Annotated in this window: 23 protein-coding genes; 16 read left to right on the forward strand and 7 right to left on the reverse strand. The window is 38.1% G+C overall.

All coding sequences use genetic code 11. The features are described from left to right. Positions 1-124: 124 nt before the first annotated feature. Positions 125-919: an alpha/beta hydrolase gene (locus BQ2683_RS01440; protein WP_069986949.1), complete on the forward strand. Its 795-nt coding sequence runs from the start codon at positions 125-127 to the stop codon at positions 917-919. 359 nt (positions 920-1,278) lie between these two features. Continuing rightward, on the forward strand, positions 1,279-2,502 hold the full coding sequence (gene spoIVB / locus BQ2683_RS01445) for a SpoIVB peptidase (protein WP_069986950.1): 1,224 nt from the start codon (positions 1,279-1,281) through the stop codon (positions 2,500-2,502). A gap of 230 nt (positions 2,503-2,732) precedes the next feature. Here the strand turns inward: spoIVB and BQ2683_RS01450 are convergent, their stop codons facing one another. Together BQ2683_RS01450 and BQ2683_RS01455 are read right to left on the reverse strand one after the other, a co-directional pair. Next, the gene (locus tag BQ2683_RS01450; RefSeq protein WP_069986951.1) at positions 2,733-3,284 is read right to left on the reverse strand and encodes a hypothetical protein; all 552 of its coding nucleotides are present in this window, start codon (positions 3,282-3,284) and stop codon (positions 2,733-2,735) included. A gap of 87 nt (positions 3,285-3,371) precedes the next feature. Then, positions 3,372-3,599 carry a helix-turn-helix domain-containing protein gene (locus tag BQ2683_RS01455; RefSeq protein ID WP_069986952.1) on the reverse strand — a complete coding sequence of 76 codons (228 nt, stop codon included), beginning with the start codon at positions 3,597-3,599 and terminating at the stop codon, positions 3,372-3,374. 93 nt (positions 3,600-3,692) lie between these two features. On the opposite strand from BQ2683_RS01455, the gene BQ2683_RS01460 reads away from it, so the two are divergent. The 6 genes from BQ2683_RS01460 to BQ2683_RS01485 all read left to right on the forward strand — a co-directional run bounded on the left by BQ2683_RS01460 (position 3,693) and on the right by BQ2683_RS01485 (position 8,685). Further along, positions 3,693-3,905, forward strand: coding sequence for a hypothetical protein (locus tag BQ2683_RS01460; protein ID WP_069986953.1), 213 nt, complete (start codon positions 3,693-3,695; stop codon positions 3,903-3,905). Positions 3,906-4,052: 147 nt separating this feature from the next. Beyond that, positions 4,053-4,874 (forward strand): tetratricopeptide repeat protein, encoded by an 822-nt coding sequence (locus BQ2683_RS01465; RefSeq protein WP_141720161.1) that lies wholly within the window; start codon positions 4,053-4,055, stop codon positions 4,872-4,874. Positions 4,875-5,046: 172 nt separating this feature from the next. Further along, positions 5,047-6,108: a branched-chain amino acid aminotransferase gene (locus tag BQ2683_RS01470; protein ID WP_069987141.1), complete on the forward strand. Its 1,062-nt coding sequence runs from the start codon at positions 5,047-5,049 to the stop codon at positions 6,106-6,108. A 249-nt stretch (positions 6,109-6,357) separates the two neighbouring features. After that, on the forward strand, positions 6,358-7,197 hold the full coding sequence (locus BQ2683_RS01475) for a transporter substrate-binding domain-containing protein (RefSeq protein WP_069986955.1): 840 nt from the start codon (positions 6,358-6,360) through the stop codon (positions 7,195-7,197). Between the two features lie 89 nt (positions 7,198-7,286). Next, positions 7,287-7,976, forward strand: coding sequence for an amino acid ABC transporter permease (locus tag BQ2683_RS01480; protein WP_069986956.1), 690 nt, complete (start codon positions 7,287-7,289; stop codon positions 7,974-7,976). Further along, positions 7,963-8,685 carry an amino acid ABC transporter ATP-binding protein gene (locus BQ2683_RS01485; protein ID WP_069986957.1) on the forward strand — a complete coding sequence of 241 codons (723 nt, stop codon included), beginning with the start codon at positions 7,963-7,965 and terminating at the stop codon, positions 8,683-8,685. Before BQ2683_RS01480 ends, BQ2683_RS01485 begins: the two co-directional genes overlap by 14 nt. A gap of 533 nt (positions 8,686-9,218) precedes the next feature. On the opposite strand, the gene BQ2683_RS01490 is transcribed toward BQ2683_RS01485, so the two are convergent. The 4 genes from BQ2683_RS01490 to BQ2683_RS01505 are packed head-to-tail and all read right to left on the reverse strand — an operon-like array spanning position 9,219 to position 11,934. Further along, on the reverse strand, positions 9,219-9,671 hold the full coding sequence (locus BQ2683_RS01490; protein WP_069986958.1) for an ATP synthase subunit B family protein: 453 nt from the start codon (positions 9,669-9,671) through the stop codon (positions 9,219-9,221). A gap of 33 nt (positions 9,672-9,704) precedes the next feature. After that, positions 9,705-10,190 (reverse strand): pantetheine-phosphate adenylyltransferase, encoded by a 486-nt coding sequence (coaD, locus tag BQ2683_RS01495; RefSeq protein ID WP_069986959.1) that lies wholly within the window; start codon positions 10,188-10,190, stop codon positions 9,705-9,707. A 28-nt stretch (positions 10,191-10,218) separates the two neighbouring features. Then, positions 10,219-10,761 carry a 16S rRNA (guanine(966)-N(2))-methyltransferase RsmD gene (rsmD, locus tag BQ2683_RS01500; RefSeq protein WP_069986960.1) on the reverse strand — a complete coding sequence of 181 codons (543 nt, stop codon included), beginning with the start codon at positions 10,759-10,761 and terminating at the stop codon, positions 10,219-10,221. A gap of 18 nt (positions 10,762-10,779) precedes the next feature. Continuing rightward, complete coding sequence (locus BQ2683_RS01505; protein WP_069986961.1) at positions 10,780-11,934, reverse strand: FtsW/RodA/SpoVE family cell cycle protein; 1,155 nt, start codon at positions 11,932-11,934, stop codon at positions 10,780-10,782. A 247-nt stretch (positions 11,935-12,181) separates the two neighbouring features. On the opposite strand from BQ2683_RS01505, the gene BQ2683_RS01510 reads away from it, so the two are divergent. The 8 genes from BQ2683_RS01510 to BQ2683_RS13710 all read left to right on the forward strand — a co-directional run bounded on the left by BQ2683_RS01510 (position 12,182) and on the right by BQ2683_RS13710 (position 18,361). Continuing rightward, positions 12,182-13,846, forward strand: coding sequence for a formate--tetrahydrofolate ligase (locus BQ2683_RS01510; protein ID WP_069986962.1), 1,665 nt, complete (start codon positions 12,182-12,184; stop codon positions 13,844-13,846). Between the two features lies 1 nt (position 13,847). Further along, positions 13,848-14,273: a tRNA (adenosine(37)-N6)-threonylcarbamoyltransferase complex ATPase subunit type 1 TsaE gene (tsaE, locus tag BQ2683_RS01515; RefSeq protein ID WP_069986963.1), complete on the forward strand. Its 426-nt coding sequence runs from the start codon at positions 13,848-13,850 to the stop codon at positions 14,271-14,273. A gap of 5 nt (positions 14,274-14,278) precedes the next feature. Then, entirely contained in the window at positions 14,279-14,971 is a 693-nt protein-coding gene (gene tsaB / locus BQ2683_RS01520) for a tRNA (adenosine(37)-N6)-threonylcarbamoyltransferase complex dimerization subunit type 1 TsaB (protein ID WP_186997137.1), read from the forward strand. A gap of 13 nt (positions 14,972-14,984) precedes the next feature. Beyond that, positions 14,985-15,422 carry a ribose 5-phosphate isomerase B gene (gene rpiB / locus BQ2683_RS01525; RefSeq protein WP_186996986.1) on the forward strand — a complete coding sequence of 146 codons (438 nt, stop codon included), beginning with the start codon at positions 14,985-14,987 and terminating at the stop codon, positions 15,420-15,422. Positions 15,423-15,436: 14 nt separating this feature from the next. Next, a complete protein-coding gene (gene upp / locus BQ2683_RS01530; protein ID WP_069986966.1) occupies positions 15,437-16,066 on the forward strand; it encodes a uracil phosphoribosyltransferase in 630 nt (209 codons plus the stop codon). Positions 16,067-16,229: 163 nt separating this feature from the next. Beyond that, a complete protein-coding gene (locus BQ2683_RS13865; protein WP_069986967.1) occupies positions 16,230-16,664 on the forward strand; it encodes a PH domain-containing protein in 435 nt (144 codons plus the stop codon). Position 16,665: 1 nt separating this feature from the next. Beyond that, on the forward strand, positions 16,666-18,099 hold the full coding sequence (locus BQ2683_RS01540) for a PH domain-containing protein (RefSeq protein ID WP_069986968.1): 1,434 nt from the start codon (positions 16,666-16,668) through the stop codon (positions 18,097-18,099). 127 nt (positions 18,100-18,226) lie between these two features. Next, the gene (locus BQ2683_RS13710; protein WP_268873765.1) at positions 18,227-18,361 is read left to right on the forward strand and encodes a hypothetical protein; all 135 of its coding nucleotides are present in this window, start codon (positions 18,227-18,229) and stop codon (positions 18,359-18,361) included. Between the two features lie 284 nt (positions 18,362-18,645). On the opposite strand, the gene BQ2683_RS01545 is transcribed toward BQ2683_RS13710, so the two are convergent. After that, positions 18,646-19,782: a tRNA(Met) cytidine acetate ligase gene (locus BQ2683_RS01545; RefSeq protein ID WP_069986969.1), complete on the reverse strand. Its 1,137-nt coding sequence runs from the start codon at positions 19,780-19,782 to the stop codon at positions 18,646-18,648. Positions 19,783-19,826: the final 44 nt, after the last annotated feature.

Raw genomic sequence — 19,826 nt, forward strand, 5'->3', positions numbered from 1 at the left:
ACTTATAGAAGGTTTGACAGTATCAAAAATCCCACCTTGTATTTACGATAAAGTGGGATTTTTATATAGATAAATTTGTCCAATGATACCTATTATGATAAATACAGAAACGGAGTGAAATAAAATGAAAAAATCCACTGTAAAACACATCAACTTTTACAGCAAAATACTCAATAAAACAATGGGTATAAATGTATACTTACCAAAAGAATACGATAACATGCATCCCTTGCCAGTATTATATTTCCTACACGGAAGAAGCGGTGATGAAACAATTCTAACTGAATTGAAAATCGATGAAATAGCAGATAAACTAATTGAACAAAATAAAATATCCCCTCTGATTATAGTTTGCCCTAGAATTGAAAATAGCAGAGGAATCAATTCGTCCCCTACTTGTAAAGAAATTTTAAGTCCAGGAGATAGTGGGATTATGATTAATGTTGGACGGTATGAAGATTATTTTATTAAAGAGGTAATCCCATTTATCGACCAGACATTCTATACTATTCCAACGAAAAATGGAAGGTATCTTGGTGGCATCTCCGCAGGCGGATATGCAGCATTGCACAATTCATTCCGCCACCAAGAATTGTTCAGTAAAGTTGGCGGCCATATGCCAGCAATCGAATTAACATTGGAACCAGAAGATATACCATATTTTCAGGATAGAGCAATGTGGGAAAAATATGACCCTATCACAATCGCTAAAAATAACATGATTACAAAAGAGCTGAAAGTATATCTTGATGCTGGCAATCATGATGAAGGCCGTTTTTATGAAGGATGTAAATATCTACATAAAATATTAAAAGAAAAAGGTATCGAATCACAAAACCATGTATATGAAGGACATCACAACATAGAATATATACAATCTAATTTGGAAAAATATTTAATATTTTACACTAATCACTGAGAATATAGATTATTGCGAATGAACTTTAGAAATTTTTCAACTTATCTTTTGGTTTAAAGCTATAGAGATACTATTTTCAAACCGCAAAATTTATATAAATCAGTTCTACGTACATATTGAATTTTAAATTCAATAAAAGTATTTTTAAATAATTACATTTAGTATATTAAAGAGGTGTTATAAAATTTTTCCATTAATAAAGAATAGCGTCTTTTCGCTATTTTATTTGTTTGGAAAATCATAACGCTTGTATTTCAATTGGTTGCGCATATAGTAATGTTGGGCGAAATGCCCGGCCTCCTTTTTTCGTTTGAAATTGCGGCAATCAATTTTGCCAATCTACAAACAAAGGAGCATTCATGAGAAAAATCATTCGTTTTTTTGCAGGTATGACAGCGATAATGGTTTTTTCGGTACTAGGATTAACTGGTTATTATCAGGCAACCATACCGGACCATTACTATGTACACCAAGGAGAACAGCTCACGATTAATTCTTTGGTCTCTTCGTCCCAGCCTCAGCAAATCATTAGCACGGTGTCTTCCAACCAATCTTCTGGTAAATCCGTTCAATTAGATCTGTTTGGAATTATCCCCATTAAGCAGACGATGGTCTCAGAGGTAAACCAAACAGAGGTAATTCCAGGCGGTACTCCGTTTGGGATTAAATTGTTAACCCAAGGGGTAATGGTTGTAGGGCTAAACGCAATTGACAGTGAAGATGGATTGAAAAATCCAGCAAAAGACGCAGGTTTAAAAATTGGGGATGTCATTACAGCGGTAAACGGCCAACCAGTTTCTTCCAATAAAGAAATTTCGGCTCTGGTACAACAAAGTAATGGTGCTGCAATTACAGTAACTTATACTAGAGGTTCAGAATCCCAGACGATTTCGATCCAGCCAGTGATTTCCCGGGTGGATAAACATCCAAAAGCTGGAATATGGGTACGGGATAGCTCGGCCGGCATAGGCACAGTAACTTTTTATGACCCTAATACCCAATTATTTGGCGGATTAGGACATCCGGTCTGCGATGTGGATACTGGTATGACATTGCCGATTTCCTATGGCGAAATGGTTTCCGCCACAATAAATGGAATCAACAAAGGGACAATTGGGACACCTGGTGAATTAATTGGTGCATTTACCACCAATTCTCCAATTGGGTCCGTTCTGTTAAATACAGATTGCGGTGTATTTGGAGAAATGTATGAACAGCCACAGGGAGAATCAGTCCCGTTGGCGTTAAAGCAGGAAGTGCACACAGGGAAAGCGACTATTTTATCTACCTTGGATGGAACAACACCACAGGAATATGAAATTGAAATTGAAGAACTAAATTTAAACGAAAAGTCAGTAACCAGGAATATGGTAATTCGGGTAACTGACAAAACGCTATTGGAAAAAGCTGGAGGAATTGTTCAAGGTATGAGTGGAAGCCCTATTTTACAAGATGGTAAATTAGTGGGCGCAGTGACCCATGTTTTTGTCAATGATCCAACCAAAGGATATGGTATCTTTGCCGAAAATATGATGTCTACTGCACTTAGTCTGGAACAGGACCAAGAAAAGAAGGCTTCTTAGCGAAAAACGGGCTAACAATTTGTTAGCCCGTTTTTTATGATTACTTTGAAAATCAGAAATGAATAAAGGAAATTTGTGAGTTCCTAGAGAAACCGAATTTTTATCACAGAAAGATATCGGAAAGAGCTAAAATTTATGGAAGGTAGAGATCATATCAGCAATTATGATAGATCAAGCTTTTTTTGGAAGATGGAGTAAGAACAAACCTCTTATTATAGTTTGATATAGGATTAAGCAACAGAGGATAAAAATAAAGATTGGGAAGTTGTATCCTCTATGGGTTCAAACGTACATTGTAAATCCATTGCCTTTAATTCTAAGGAAACAGGCAATCCTGTTTTTTGTTCTACCACCAATTTGTATTCTCCATTTTCTGTATTGCCTTGGATGACATATTGTTCCCCTTTTTCTTTTATGGTAGTATCGGCTCCTAACAAGGCATGGTTTACCGCCTGTATCATTCCACTGGAAACAGAATTTAATAAGGTACTATCTTTTGTTACATCAACAGATAACCCTAAATAAGAAACCGTTACTTTATCACCATCATAGATAAATTCCATTCCATCCACCGACTCTGGAGAGGTTAACATAATATGATAGGTTCCGCCAGTTTTTGATAGAATACCTTCCGTCTCCCAATCCTGATAGGACATCGTTGTTTTTAATGAAAAATCTGTTTTTAATGGGGTTGTTACCTGGTTTACCGTACGGCCAATACAACCAACTAAAAATACTACAATTATACCAATCAATCCGACGACAGCCCATCTCTTTACCATTGTTACCACCTCATGGTGTATCCTATGCGTAACAAATGTGGTTTAGCACTGAAGTATGTGAATAATTATTGAAATGATATCCAATTATTATAGCGTTTTGCTCCTGGGATAGGGTTTTTGTTCATCTGTTAAGCCCAGTAAATAGTCTGTACTAGTTTGGTAATAAAGGGCTAATTTCATTAATAATTCAGCAGGGATATTTAAATTTCCCAATTCATAATCAGAATAGGTGGTTTGATGTACCTGCAAATATTCCGCAACTACTTTTTGGGAAAGGTCGTGGTCTTCCCTTAAATTTCGTATCCGTACAAACATGATATCACCTCATATACAAGTATGTAATAGAGTATCGGAAGAGGTTGACTTTTAAGGGCATAACCCTTAAAACGAATTAATAGAGGCGATAGAATGAAGCTTTACATTGATATTTTAAAAGGAATTTTAGAGAAAGAGGACATTAAAGTGATATTCCCAAACTTAAATGGTATCAATATCAAGGATATTTGTGAAATGCAGTGCTACAAAACTTTAGCTGAAATAAAATCGGTGATTGAAGATGATACTTTAGAGGATAGGGAATGTTTTTGGAAGATTGAAAAAATCATTTCTATTTTTGAATAATTAGGTAGTGATGGCGGAACTCGCCACGATTTTTAAATAAGCAGATTGTTTTGCTATTGCAAACAAAATCAAATCATTATATACTGGAAGAAAAGGATTTTATCAAAGATTAAGGGGTTTTGGGCAATGGTAGAAGGAAGTTATCAAATGCCAAACACAGATTGGCAGGAATTTTTGCATTTGATGTATGATTATGAAAATGGTGTAGAATCAGCGCAAAGGGAAATCCAAAAAATGCTGGAAATTGGGCCAGAAGAAGCTGTTTTTGAAAAAATAAATCTGGCGAGGGAACAAATTTATCGGAATGACGCTATGAGAGGGGTTCCTGTAGCGATGTACCGGTACGCACTGGCAATACAGTTTACCCGGCCACAAGAAGCATTTCAGCTATTAGTGCAGTTAGCAAACCAAGGGGATACAGAAGCGATGAAAAGCATCGCATTAGGATATACGGAATATGGAGGTTTTGGGGAAAATCCAGAGCAGGAGCTACAATGGTATTTAAGGGCTGCTAACGCTGGGGATGCAGAAGCACAAGCATCTGCTGGTTTATGGTATGCTTGCCAGGGAAATAATGACCAGGAATATAGATGGTACAAAGCATCTGCTGAACAAAAATATCCAAAAGGGCTTATTGGCCTTGCCAACTGGTACTCGAAAAACTGGGTACATTGTGAAGGAGTTTTAAAAGAAGAATATAAACAAAAGGCAATCGCTTTATACTGGGAAGCTTTGAACCATGTAACTCGAATCAACGAAGCGGAAGATATTTATTTTTCTTTAGGGCTTTGTTATGAAAGCCTACCACAGTACCGGAATGCCTTTGAATGCTTTTACAAATCCTTTTTATTAGGCAATGATTATGCGGCTGTTACTTATTTAAAATTGCAACTGAAATGCAATACCGTAATTCCACTCCAGCAATTAAAAGATTGGAAAATAGAATTGGGGGATAATTGTAGGCGCTAATTTGGGTCTGCAAAAATACATTGGTCGATTCATTGCATTTTGTCGAAATTGCCAGGGGAAAATGATTGCATCCTCATAAAACTTGTGTTATAATAAAAAATATAAATTTTAAATTTGTTTTATTATTTTACTTTTATATATTTTTACAGAAGAAAGAAGGATGGCTTTTATGATGGATCTCAGGGTTGAATTGACGAAGAATCCAAAAGAAAAACCACAAGGAAACTTAGGATTCGGTAAGTATTTTACTGACCATATGTTTGTTATGGATTATAGTCCAGAAAACGGCTGGTATAATGCTGCCATTGTCCCTTTTGGGCCGATTGAAGTTTCCCCAGCTTGTATGTGTTTGCACTATGGCCAGGAAGTATTTGAAGGGATGAAGGCATACCGCAATAGTGAAGGTGGTGTTCAGTTATTCCGTCCAGAAGAAAACTTTAAACGTTTGAACGTCTCCAATGACCGTATGTGTATCCCAAAATTTGATGAAGCGTTTTTGCTGGATGCATTAATGAAATTAGTAGAAATCGACCAGGAATGGGTTCCAAGAGAGGAAGGCGCCTCTTTATATATTCGTCCGTTTATCATTGGTACAGAGCCATCTTTGGGCGCGCATAGCTCTACTCATTTTAAATTTTTAATTATTATGTCACCATCCGGCGCTTATTATGAAACCGGCTTAGCTCCAGTTAAAATTTATGTGGAAACCAAATACGTTCGAGCGGTAACCGGTGGGACAGGTTTTGCGAAAACAGCGGGCAACTATGCTGCTTCTATGAAAGCACAGGATGTTGCGGCCGAAGAAGGATATTCCCAGGTATTATGGCTGGATGGCGTTGAACGAAAATATGTAGAAGAAGTAGGCGCTATGAATGTATTCTTTAAATTAGGGGATGAAATTGTAACCCCTGCTTTGGATGGTAGTATTTTATCCGGTATTACCAGAAAATCCGTTGTTGACATTTTAAAATCCTGGGGCATGAATGTTCAAGAAAGAATGCTTTCTATTGATGAATTGGTACAAGCATATAAAGATGGAAAACTGGAAGAGGCGTGGGGTACAGGTACCGCAGCTGTTATCTCTCCAATTGGCGAGTTAAAATACGGCGATTTGGTTATGGAAATTAATCAGAATCAAATTGGGCCTATTTCTCAAAAACTGTATGATACATTAACTGGCATCCAGTGGGGTAAAATCGAGGATACCTTTGGTTGGGTAAAAAAAGTAGACTAATCATACATATGAATTAATGCCTATATTTTAATGGAACTAGAATAGTCATCCTTAAAATATAGGCATTTTTATTGTTTTTTTGGGTTTTATTTTGTTTTTTTCGTTTAATTAACCGTAATTGATGGATTAACCTTGCAAAATGCTATCGAGTATGGTAAACTCATAAAATGTATAATATGAATATTTATACAAAAATAAAGAAAGTAACTTTTTATAAATTTTAATGTTAAATTGTAGGAGGATTATGTAATGAAAAAATTAGTCGCTGTATTATTGGCTGGAGTATTAGCTCTGGGAGCTTTCGCTGGTTGTGGCGGAGAAAAATCATCGGTAGAATCTATTAAAAAATCTGGTAAACTGGTTATGACAACCAATGCTGCATTCCCACCATTTGAATATGTAAGCGATGGAGATAAAGTAGTTGGCGTTGACGCTGACATCGCACAGGCAATCGCGGATGAATTGGGTGTGGAATTGCAAATTGACAATGTTACATTTGATGGTGCATTAACCGCTATTTCTACTGGTAAAGCTGATATTGCCGCTGCTGGTATTACTGTAACAGAGGAAAGAAAACAAAATATGGATTTCTCTGATACTTATGCAACTTCTGTACAGTATGTAATCACTAAAAAAGGTGTAACTGTAAATAACATTGAAGATTTAAAAGGCAAAAAGATGGGCGTTCAGATGGGCACCACTGGAGATTTGATTTTAACAGATGAGATCAATGGCTATCAAGATGATGATGGTAACAATGTAGAAGGTGTTTTACAAGGCAGTGGTGCTGAAGTAATTCAATACAAATCTGCATTAGAAGCAGCTTTGGACATGAACAATGGCAACTTGGATGCTGTAGTAATTGACAAACTGCCAGCTGAAAATATTGTTGCGGTAAATGATAATATGACCTGTACAGAACTGGTTTATGCAGATGGTAGCAGCACACAGGAAGAATATGCAATTGCTGTACAAAAAGGGAACCAAGAATTATTAGATGTTATTAACGATGTATTGAAAAAATTAGATGAAGAAGGTAAAATTGACGAATTCATTTTGGAACATACTGGTGCAGCAAAGGTTCAATAATTTTTGTAGATTGGAAATCATAAAAAACAATACAGCAGGCGGCTTCACCTGCTGTATTTGTGGCATTTTAAAGGAGGTTTGTGGATTTTATGGACTCATTGGTTCAAAAGTTTATCTCTACGTTTGTAACGGATGACCGCTGGGTATTATTCCTCAAAGGTTGGGGAACAACTGTAGCAATCTCTATTTTTGCTGTATTGGTTGGCGTTGCTCTAGGTGTATTGATTGCTGTATGTAAAGTATATACTGCCCAAACAGGAAAATTAAAAATATTGGATAAAATCCTTAGTGTTTATGTCGCAATTGTGCGAGGAACACCAGTTGTCCTACAGGTTATGATTATGTATTATATCATTCTGGTATCTGTAAGTAATACATTATTTGTAGCTGTTATGGCTTTTGGTATTAACTCCAGTGCATATGTATCCGAAATTGTGCGTGCAGGTATTAGTTCTATTGACCCAGGGCAAATGGAGGCTGGTCGCTCTTTGGGACTAAGTAGGATGTCTACTATGCGGTATATTATTTTGCCTCAGGCCATTAAGAATATCTTGCCTGCATTAGGAAATGAATTTATTGCTTTGTTAAAAGAGACCTCTGTTGTTGGTTTTATTCCACTAACCGATTTAACCAAAGCCAGCGACTTTGTGCGTAGCAGAACTTATGATGCGTTTTTCCCACTGATTGCTGCTGCATTGATTTATTTTGTTATGGTGATGCTGTTATCCTTGTTGATGAAAAAATTGGAAAAGAGGTTGGCGAAAAGTGATAGACGTTAAAAATCTTCAAAAATCTTTTGGTGACAACCATGTATTGTGTGGCATTAATGAGCACATTGAAAAAGGGGAAAAAGTTGTTATTATCGGACCATCTGGTTCTGGTAAAAGTACTTTTTTACGCTGTTTGAATTTGTTGGAACAGCCCACTGGTGGACAAATCTTTGTAGATGGAACTGAAATTACAGATAAAAAATGTAATATCAATCAGGTTCGTCAAAAGATGGGGATGGTATTCCAACATTTTAATTTATTCCCACACTTAACCGTATTAAAGAATATTACACTGGCACCTGTAAAATTGAAATTGATGACTCAAGAAGAAGCTGATCAAAAAGCTTATGAGCTACTGGAACGGATTGGGCTCCGCGATAAGGCGGAAGAATATCCAAACATGCTTTCCGGTGGGCAGAAACAAAGGATTGCCATTGTTCGTGCGTTGGCGATGAATCCGGAAGTTATGCTGTTTGATGAACCAACTTCTGCATTGGACCCTGAAATGGTTGGGGAAGTACTGGAAGTTATGAAAGAACTTGCCCAAGCTGGGATGACAATGGTGGTAGTAACCCATGAAATGGGATTTGCCCGTGAGGTTGGAACTCGTGTCCTGTTTATGGATGGCGGTAAGGTATTGGAACAAAATGAACCAGAAGCATTCTTTTCAAATCCACAACATCCGCGTTTAAAAGATTTCCTATCAAAAGTGCTATAATTATACAAATATAAGTCCAGATGAAATTTTTCATCTGGATTTTTTATGGTGTTTTAGATGTGAAGAAAATCCCTCAGTTTAATCGGGGGAAAAAGAGTAATACAACGATAATAATGGCTAAAAAGTTATGATAGCAGCATAACTTGTTCCCATCTGATACGGCTATTTTATAGCGGTGAGGAGATGTTATGTTAGTGGCAATTCCAATTCGACATAAGAGGATTTCTCTTTCAGTTCATAAAAAATCTATTATGTGTAGTTCAAAGGATGTATAAACTTCTAGGTACTTATTAATAAAAAGCTTAAAGTAGTAGATATATCCAAATCCTCTCTTTCCATTATGAATTAGGCAATTTTGAACGATTTATCCATTTGTCTTTATTACAAGATCCGCAATATAGGTAATTTATCAAGATAACAGACGAGTAGAACTCTTACCCTAGATGGAAAACAAGATGAATATTTCGATATAGTTGATTCGAAATAAGCAAAAAATAAGAAATAATAAAAGGCAGCCAATTGGCTGCCTTTTATTATTTTGAACTTTTTCGGATTGCCGCATGGGCACCTTTTAATTCTTGCAGATTGGTTAACAGAGTTTCCTCTGATTTCGTCAAAACTCGTTCCACATATTCATTGGTCATTTGCTTAATCTCATTGGATTGGTTATGTGCTTGAGTCAACATCTGGTTTGCACGGGTTTTTGCTTCTTTTAGGATTTCGGTATCCGAAACCAGTCGTTTTGCTTTTAATTCCGCATCCCGGATAATCTGTTCCGCTTCTTTTTTCGCATCGTTGATAATATCTTGTCGATCTGCAACAATCATTTTAGATTGTTTAATCTCTTTTGGCAGCTGCAGGTGAATTTCACTGATTAAATCCAGCATTCGCTCCACATTTACAACAGATTTTCCACCGGATAATGGCAAAGACCAAGCTTGCTCCAACATATCCTCCATGGTATCCAAAATTTCGTTGATATTCACAACAATAACCCCCTCTTTTTTTAATGCTCTTTATTATTTTTTCCTCAATCCAGTTTCAATATCATGTAAAATTTCCGGCGGTACAAAGGTACTGATATCCCCACCTAAACGCCCAATTTGGCGAACTAGGCTGGAACTAAGGTACATATTTTCGCCCTGAGTAGTTAAGAATACTGTTTCCGCATCTGGATTTAATTTTTTATTTGCCATTGCCATCTGGAATTCATATTCGAAGTCCGAAACTGCGCGCAATCCTTTTACAATTGCGCACGCACCACAGTCACGCATATAGTCTGCCAATAAGCCGTCGCTAAAATCGGTTACTACATTTGGTAGGTTCGCAGTGGCCCGTTCAATAAATTCCATCCGCTGCGTAGCGGAAAAAGTGGCGTCTTTATCTGGGTTAACAGACACCAAAACAATCACACGATCAAATAACTGGCTGGCACGTCTAATAATATCCAAATGCCCTTTGGTAATTGGGTCAAAACTGCCAGGACATACTGCAATTTTTCTCATTGTTCCACGCTCCCTTTGTCTTGGACACTTAAGCTTCTACCATACGGTAGGTTGTCAATTTGATTTTTCCATATTGGTAAGTACGGTACTGCTGGAACTCTCCAACTTGTTCAGGGAGTTCATCGCGGATACCGGTTTCACAAATAATAACGCCATTTTCGGTTAATTTTCCACTTAAAGCTTGTAGTGCGGCCGGGATCATTTCTTTATGATAAGGTGGATCCATTAGGACAATATCATATTGGTCCTTTGTGCCAGCTAAAAATGTAAGGGCGTCATTTAATACAACTCTGGCCCTACTCATTAGATTACAGTGTTGTAAATTTTGTTTTTGTACCTCCTGCGCTTTTCTGGACTGGTCTACAAATACACAGGTGCTTGCCCCACGGCTTAATGCTTCAATTCCTAATTGGCCAGATCCGGCAAATAAATCCAATACCATCGCACCAGGAAGGTCAAATTGGATAATGCTAAAAAGCCCTTCCTTTACACGGTCGGTTGTAGGACGGACATCCATTCCTTCTAAGGTAATGAGTTTACGACCTTTTGCGGTGCCTGTAATTACTCGCATAATAATCTCCTTTTATAATTAAAATAAATGGTCTTTTTTTGTTGTATTCATTCGGACACTTAGGGCAAGCCCTAGTATCATATAGGTGGTTAAAGCGGATGTCCCTCCCGCACTGACAAATGGTAATGGAATACCGATAACCGGAAGAACACAAAGCACCATTCCAATATTAATAACTGACTGGAAAAACAGCACAGCAAATACACCAACAGAAATATAGGATCCCAATGGATCATCCGCCGAACGTGCGTTGATAATGAGTTTGATACACATTACCATAATCCAGATTACCAGGGCAATACAACCAACAAAACCGAATACCTGGCCTACATGGGCAAAGATAAAATCGTTGTACAATTCTGGAGTAGTGGTAATCAATTTATCTGACAAAAGCCCTTTTCCGGTCAATTGGCCGGAACCCAAGGTAATTTTACCCCAGTACTGTTGTAACGTATCTCCAAGCCTATTTTCATATAGATATTCGTCCGATAACAAAAATCTCTTTTGTAGGTAATCATCCATGACGAAATTAAAAAAGACAAATCCAGCAATTACCGCTGCCCCCAAACCGGGAAGAATTAGTTTCCAACTTAATCCAGAGGTGAATAAAATACAAAGGAAAATCAAAATGAACACTAACATTGTTCCATAGTCTCCAGATAGGAAGCCCAATCCAATGGGAACCAATCCATGCAGAATTAAGAACAACAGGGTTTTTGGCTGATTAATATGGTCTCTCACAGACGAGGCGTGAAGCGAGAACGTAAGGATAAATCCAAGTTTTAAGAATTCAAATGGTTGAATGTCCATAAAACCAATATTCAAAAGGATACGGTCATCAGATCCCATACCATCTCCGTTTCTCATAGAACCCAATGGGGTAAACAAAGTCAATCCAATTAAAATTAAAATAATGGGCACATAAAGCTTCCATAATTTTGCTAGGGTATGGTAATCAATTAAAGAGATAATGATTGCTGCTACAATTCCCACACAGCTAGAAGCTATTTGCATATAAAACGGCCTCCATTGGATAGCACCAGCGGTTGCCAATGAATATTGTAATGTACAACTTAGAATAGATAACATAATTGCCATCACCAATAACATCTTGTCCGTTTCCCGGACATAGTCTCGTATGGCACTTCCAATTTTAAAAACAAAATTTTTCATCAAAAATTCCCCAAATTAATCGATCCTGAATTTTATTCGATTTTTCGATATGAACTCTATTTTATTATATCGATAACCAGTAGAAAATTCAACCTTTTAGTAGCACTATTCACAAAAATGTGATATAATAAATGCAACTTTAATTTTTCTATCTGACTGGAACGAATATCGTCAGAAATAATTATGCCTGAAATGATTTTAGGCGGTACAGGTAAAGATTATTCAGGCAAAGCAGAGGAGAGATACTATGTTAACGGATATTGAAATTGCTCAACAGGCAAAGATGCTTCCAATCACAAAAATTGGAGAACAGTTAGGGTTAACCGAAGATGATTTGGAATTGTACGGGAAGTACAAAGCGAAAATCTCAGCAGAAGCGGAACAACGTTTTAGCACAAAACCGGATGGTAAACTGGTTTTAGTCACTGCAATTAATCCAACTCCTGCTGGCGAAGGAAAGACAACGACCAGTGTTGGCTTGGGAGAAGCCATGTGTAAAATGGGGAAAAAAGCGGTTTTAGCTCTGCGGGAACCTTCCCTTGGTCCTGTATTTGGCATTAAAGGTGGCGCAGCTGGTGGTGGCTACGCCCAGGTGGTACCAATGGAGGATATCAACCTACATTTTACAGGGGACATGCACGCTATTACTGCGGCGAATAACCTGCTTTGCGCATTGATTGACAACCATCTGCAACAGGGAAATGAATTGGGGATCGACCAAAGGAGAATCCTTTTTAAACGTTGTTTGGATATGAATGACCGTGCCTTGCGGTATGTAAACGTTGGATTAGGTGGGAAAGTAAATGGAATCCCCCGCGAAGATGGATTTCAGATTACAGTAGCTAGTGAAATTATGGCGATTCTTTGCTTGGCAAACGATATTGAGGATTTAAAACAGCGCCTTTCCAATATTTTAGTCGCTTACCGTTATGACAATACCCCAGTTTATGCAAGAGACTTACAGGCACAAGGTGCCATGACAGCTTTATTAAAAGATGCAATCAAACCAAATCTGGTACAAACATTGGAAAATACCCCAGCCATTATGCACGGAGGTCCATTTGCAAATATTGCACATGGGTGCAACTCGGTACAAGCGACTAAATTGGCGATGAAATTAGGGGATTACGCAATTACAGAAGCAGGATTTGGCTCTGACTTGGGGGCAGAAAAATTCTTTGACATCAAATGCCGTTATGCAGGATTATCTCCTGATTGTGTTGTGGTTGTTGCTACAGTGCGTGCGTTAAAATACAACGGTGGTGTTCCAAAAACAGAGCTGACTACCGAAAATGTAGCTGCTGTTGAAGCTGGTATTGTCAACTTAAAAGCACATATTGAGAATATGCACAAATATGGTGTTCCAGTGGTAGTGGCAATCAACCAGTTTGGTACAGACACTGATGCGGAGTTAAAAGTAATCAGCGATTGCTGCGAACAGCTTGGCTGTGAATTCGCATTGTCTGAAGTATTCGCAAAAGGCGGAGAAGGCGGCTTAGATTTAGCGGAAAAAGTAATCAAGGCCTGTGAAAAACCTGCAAATTTTAAACCTTTGTATGATTTAGATTTAACAATCAACGAAAAAATTGAAACCGTGGCAAGAGAAATTTATGGCGCTGACGGTGTCGCCGTTACTCCACAAGCACAAAAAGCTATTGACGAGATCACAGCATTAGGTTTTGGTAAACTTCCAATTTGCGTGGCCAAAACCCAGTATTCTTTATCTGACGATGCCTCGAAATTAGGACGTCCATCTGGTTTTACCATTACCATCCGGGATGTTAAAGTATCCGCTGGGGCAGGATTTGTTGTTGTTTATACCGGCAATATCATGACAATGCCAGGGTTGCCAAAAAAGCCGGCAGCACTCTCTATTGATGTGGTAGATGGCCAGATTACAGGATTATTCTAATATGAAACAGTTTATTACCCATAGCCCGTCTGAAACAGAACAGGTAGCGAGCCAGTTTGCCCAGCAACTAAAACCGGGGGATGTGATTGCCTACCGTGGCGGATTGGGAGTAGGAAAAACCGCATTTACAAGAGGCCTTGCGGAGGGATTGCAAGTAATAGGGGAAGTATCTAGCCCTACTTTTAGTTTGGTGAATGAGTATCAAGGGAAAATTCCACTGTATCATTTTGATATGTATCGTATCAATACATTGGATGACCTATACTTTACAGGATTTTTTGATTATCTGGAAAACGGCAGTATCCTTGCGATTGAATGGAGCGAAAATATTGCCGATTATCTGCCAGAAAACACGATTACTGTAGAATTGAAACGGTTGGATGAAACCACCCGGGAAATTACAATTGATGGAGATGAGCGTTTTTGAATATCATGGCATTTGATAGTTCCGCCAAAGTGGCAAGTGTTGCAGTTTGCAGTGAAACAGAAATTTTAGCGGAATTCAGTACCAACACAGGGCTGACCCATTCCCAGACCCTTTTGCCAATGGCAGAACAGGTGTTGGCCTGCGCAAATATTTCCATGGAACAAATTGACGCTTTTGCGGTTGCTTCTGGTCCGGGCTCTTTTACTGGCTTGCGGATCGGGATTTCCGCTGTGAAAGGGATGGCCCAAGTATTGGACAAACCATGTATTGGTGTTTCTACCTTAGAAGGGCTAATCCAGAATTTACAGGGGTTTGATGGAATTGGATGCGCAGTTATGGACGCTAGATGTAACCAAGTATACAATTGTCTATATTCCCTAGGGGAACAGCCAAAACGGCTCTGTGATGACCGTGCCCTTACGATTGCGGAACTAACAGAAGAACTGAAAACATATCATCAAAAGATTATTTTAGTTGGTGATGGAGCGGATTTATGTTATAATAAAATGGATGGGCAACTGGAACAGCTTGTTCTGGCTCCCATTGCTTTGCGGAAACAACGCGCAAGCAGTATAGGGCTTTGTGCCCATGTTTTATATCAACAAGGAAAAGCAGTACCTGCTCAGGCATTGATGCCATCGTATTTGCGGCTATCTCAGGCCGAACGGATGCGTCAAGCCGCACAACAGAATCAATAGGAGGATCAATAAAATGATAGCATTAGGTAGTGACCATGGCGGTTTTGAATTAAAACAGGAAATTATGGCTTATTTAAAAGAGAAAAATATTCCCTTTAAAGATTATGGCACTTATTCTACAGAATCCTGCGATTATGCTGATTATGCGGAATTAGCCTGTAATGCGATTGTTGCTGGCGAATGTGAAAAAGGAATTTTGATTTGTGGAACAGGCATTGGTATTTCTATGGCTGCGAATAAAATAAAAGGAATCCGGGCTGCTGCATGTTCCGAGCATTTTTCCGCAAAATATACCCGTTTACACAATGATGCCAATGTACTTTGCCTGGGCGGCAGAGTAATTGGACCTGGTACTGCTTGTGAACTGGTGGATTTATTTTTAAATACTGAATTTGAGGGTGGGCGCCATGCGCTCCGTGTAAATAAAATTACGGCGTTGGAAAACAAATAAGGAGGAAAATACAAATGAACAAACCTGTTATTATGGATCATCCATTGATCCAACACAAAATGTCTATTTTAAGGGATAAAAGCACTGGTTTTAAGGAATTCCGTGAATTGGTGTCCGAAATTGCAATGTTAATGTGCTACGAGGCTACCAGAGATTTACCTTTGGCGGAAGTGGATATTGAAACCCCTTTGGCAATTGCAAAAACCAAAGTAATCGCTGGTAGAAAGATTGTGTTTGTACCAATTTTACGTGCTGGACTTGGTATGGTGGATGGTATGTTAAAATTGGTTCCAGCTGCACGTGTTGGGCATGTTGGGATGTACCGTGATCCAGAAACTTTTGTACCACATGAATATTACTGTAAATTGCCACCAAACATGGACCAAAGGGAAGTTATTGTATTGGATCCAATGTTGGCTACCGGCGGTTCCGCCATTGATGCGATTGACGCAATTAAAAAGCGTGGATGTAAAAGCATTAAATTTATGTGTTTGGTAGCTGCTCCAGAAGGTTTGAACGCATTGCAGGAAAAACACCCTGATGTTCAGATTTATGCAGCTGCTTTGGATCAGTGCTTGAATGAACACAAATATATTGTTCCTGGTCTTGGCGATGCGGGAGACCGTATTTTTGGAACAAAATAGTATTCGTTAAAAATACAGATAGAAAGTATTTTTATGGTATATTCATTTGCATGATTGCTTTCTAACAGAAATGGGACACTCGGGAGAAATTTCCTGAGTGTCTTTGTATATCAGCTGTATGTGATAGGAATAAATACCATATACTGATTTTGGGGGTGGAAATATGAAATTTTGGCCTATTTCAAAAAAATCAATTTTTGTACAGGATTTATTTTGCATAATCATTTGGTTTGTATTATCTATTTTTCCTTTTTTATATATTCAGCAATATACCATTTGGTGGTATGTTACTTTACTCCCTTTACTGGTGCTTTTTCTTTTTTTTGCCGTTTTTTATTTTCCAGCCCGATACCGCAATAGTGGATACTGTTTCACAAAAAACCATGTGGCATATCAAACTGGGGTTTTTGTAAAACGTCAACATATTGTAAAACGCAACAGGATTGTTTCAGTGGCTTTGATTTGTAACCCTTGGACTCCGATTTTGGGGATTGCTTCTGTTACTGTTAAAACCACGGGGGCAAACTTGCATATTCCTTATCTACCATTCAATCAAGCAGAAGCAATTGTCGCGCAATTAACGACGGAAAGGGGCTAATATGGAATTTCAACACCCACATCCTGTCCAAATTATCCGCAATACTTCTCGTTTTTGGCTTTTATTACTATTGCCAGTGTTGCGTGGCTTTTTATTTTCTGGAGGAAACTTATATGTTTGGATGAAAGGCGCTTGGATGGACCTTTTAGTATTGGTTGCCATTGTACTCTTTGGATATTTAAGTTGGTATTTTAATACGTTTTATGTGGGAAAAGATGGCGTTTATATCCATAAAGGAATATTTTTAATTCAACAGTATGTTATCCCATACGAAATGATTTCCTCCATCACAGTGGAAAATCCTTTTTATCTATCCCCAATACGAGGTAGTTATGTAAAGTTGGATACTGATGCAGGGAATGTTCGTCAAGCTGATTTATCTTTTGTGATGAAACGGAAGGATGTCGAACGTTTAGTAAAATATGCCCAGGAAAAACTGGTTGGAGATGCAAAAAACATGGGACGCATCTATAGCCCTCGATTGTGGTATATTGCTATTTTGTCCTTGATTTCCTCGAATAGTTTAACAGGGGTTTTGTTTGCGTCCACTTTAATTTCCCAAAGCGGAAATCTGCTTGGGAAAGAGTTTGAAGATATGTTGGTGACGAATCTCACAAAAATAGCGGAGCTACTAGCGTTTGGAATTCCACCTGCGGCAGCTATTTTAGCATATCTTTTATTGGGTGGATGGGGATTGGCTTTTTTGCTCAATATTATCCGCAACAAAGATTTTTCAGTCAACCGTCGAAATCAGAGTATGACAATCCGTGCGGGTATTCTAATCCCAAGATATTATTGTTTTAATATTGGGAGGATTAACTTGGTAGAAATCCGTCAAACCTTGTTTACCAAAGTATTGGGGTATTATTCTGTGTATATCAATTGTGCTGGATATGGTAAACTCAAAAACGGGACATCTGTGTTAATCCCAGCGGCAGAGCGGCGGGAAGCGATGCGAAACCTTAATCTATTGTTTCCCGAAATCCAATTTGTAAAGCGGGATATTAAACCAAAACCAGTGGATTTTAGAAGATTTATTTTTATCCCGACTATTATTATTGTTGTTTTTGCGGTTATTATTGCAGGATCTTATCTGTTTTTTCCGGGGTTCCGCGGATTAATTTTGTTTGTGGGAATTATGATTGAGATTATTCCGGTGCTGTACTTGATTGTCCGCATGATTAGTTATAGCCATACAGGGATTGGATATAGCCAGGGAATGTTAACAGCCAGCTATACCAAACGGTTATTATTTTGCCGTGTTTCTATGCCAAGGGAAAAAGTATCCAAAATTGTATATCGCCAAAATTTATTGCAAAAAAGTACAGGTTGTTGTGATGTAGTTATCTACACATATTCTGAAGGTACAAAACGGCATATTATTCGGAATTTAAATCAAACAGAAGTGCAAGAATTGTTAAAACACAGTATTTAGACGAAAAGTGACAGCGAATTTGTCGATAAAATAAGAATTTTTTATTAATAAAATGATGAATAACTATTGCGAAATTATAAATAAAATGGTATACTTAATTTAGTGGAAAAAACTAGGAGGGGATACTATGCGCAATGGTTTATCTGAAAAATCGATTTTTAATGCTGGTAATCTGAAAACCGCATTATTTATTATGGGAGGATTGCTATTTTTATTGGTATTGCCTTCTTTTATATTGTTATGGTTGTTTGTTATTCGTTAAGAAAAAGGGTTGGCATTGGATAGATGCCAACCCTTTTTCTTAAATAGGATATTATATACAGTTGAGAAATTTAAATAAGTATTATCATCGAAAATAGTGTATTTATTTATCTCAAACATTTGTATTTTGAGCATGGCAGTATAAACGAATACTTCCTAATATAAATTGCTAAAGTTACAGTTTAAACAAAAATAATTCCTTTTTGATAAAGCATAAAAATTAAATTGGAGCACATTCCATCTTTTGCGTTATCTATAGTTTTGAGATGGAAAAATCAAGTAGATTTATTGTATTATTGGTTTTTGAAGGTAATCTTGCCCTGCTTTTTGGATTTGCGGTGTGGTCATATAAAATAAATCGGTCGCTTTGCTGTCCAGTGCTGCTTGTTTGGGAAACTGTCGCGCTAATTTAGGAAAATCAGGTGATACTGGAATGGTAGAGGCTGTCCTGATTTTGGATAACAATTCTTTTCCTTTTTGGTTCATGCCCAGTACACGGCCATAAAGAGGGGAGGACTCTAGGTTTGCTTTTTGTATGTCAAGGAAACGGTAAGATAAAATCCTCCTCAAACGGGACATCGTGTAACGCTTTGTTTTTACAATAGATAAAAATTGCTCAGAAGATGTGGCAATCTTTCCAGATTCGTAAAGGCGGTTTTCTAAGCCTTCGGACACATCAGGAAGCTCTGCCCACTGTTGCTTGGTAGTAGTGCGTATTAGATAAAGCAATACCATCTCTAACTGTTCCGGATTGGAACGCAGAGAGGGCTGATAAATATCTCGGCAGTTTTGGGGGATAAAATTTTCCCAGCTAGTTTGCCCTCTGAGATAGGAAGCACTGGCGAAATCTCCGGTTGGTATCTCACTGTCATGGCTAGCTCCCTGGCGCTGTATAGTCAACCATTCAAACTGGAAACCCAACTGTTTTGCGGCCTTAATATATTCAACTCCCAATGTGTTGTTAGGGAAATCCAGTAAATATCCCTTTTTTCCAAGTGCCCTTCTCCGTGCAGCGGGATAGCTTAACCCCTGTTTTAATAATTGTTGCATTTCTGGGGATTGGTTGATATTAAGGCATTGGTTTGCACATTCCATTAAGGAGGAAATATCACCGGATTCACTTCCAAAACTGATACAATCCACAATTCCCAGGCTTCCTAAAAGTCCAATTCCCCCCAAAGCAAAACGTTCCGCTGAACTACATGCAAATGATGTGGGAAGTTCTAGTACCAGGTCAACGCCGGATTGTATCGCAGCTTTTGCCCGAATCCATTTAGAATAACAGGAAATAGACCCACGTTGAGTGAGATGGCCACTCATGACAGCAATGATATGGGTAGCTTGTTTTCTGGTTTGTTGGATTTGGTAAGCATGACCGTTGTGGAAAGGGTTGTATTCTGCAATAATGCCAGCTACTTTCATTGTGATTCTCCTTTGAAATTTTTGTGGAATCTAAGGGTTTGCCT

Origin of the sequence: Massilioclostridium coli, assembly GCF_900095865.1 — a bacterium.
In the GTDB taxonomy this organism is placed as follows: domain Bacteria; phylum Bacillota; class Clostridia; order Oscillospirales; family Ruminococcaceae; genus Massilioclostridium; species Massilioclostridium facile.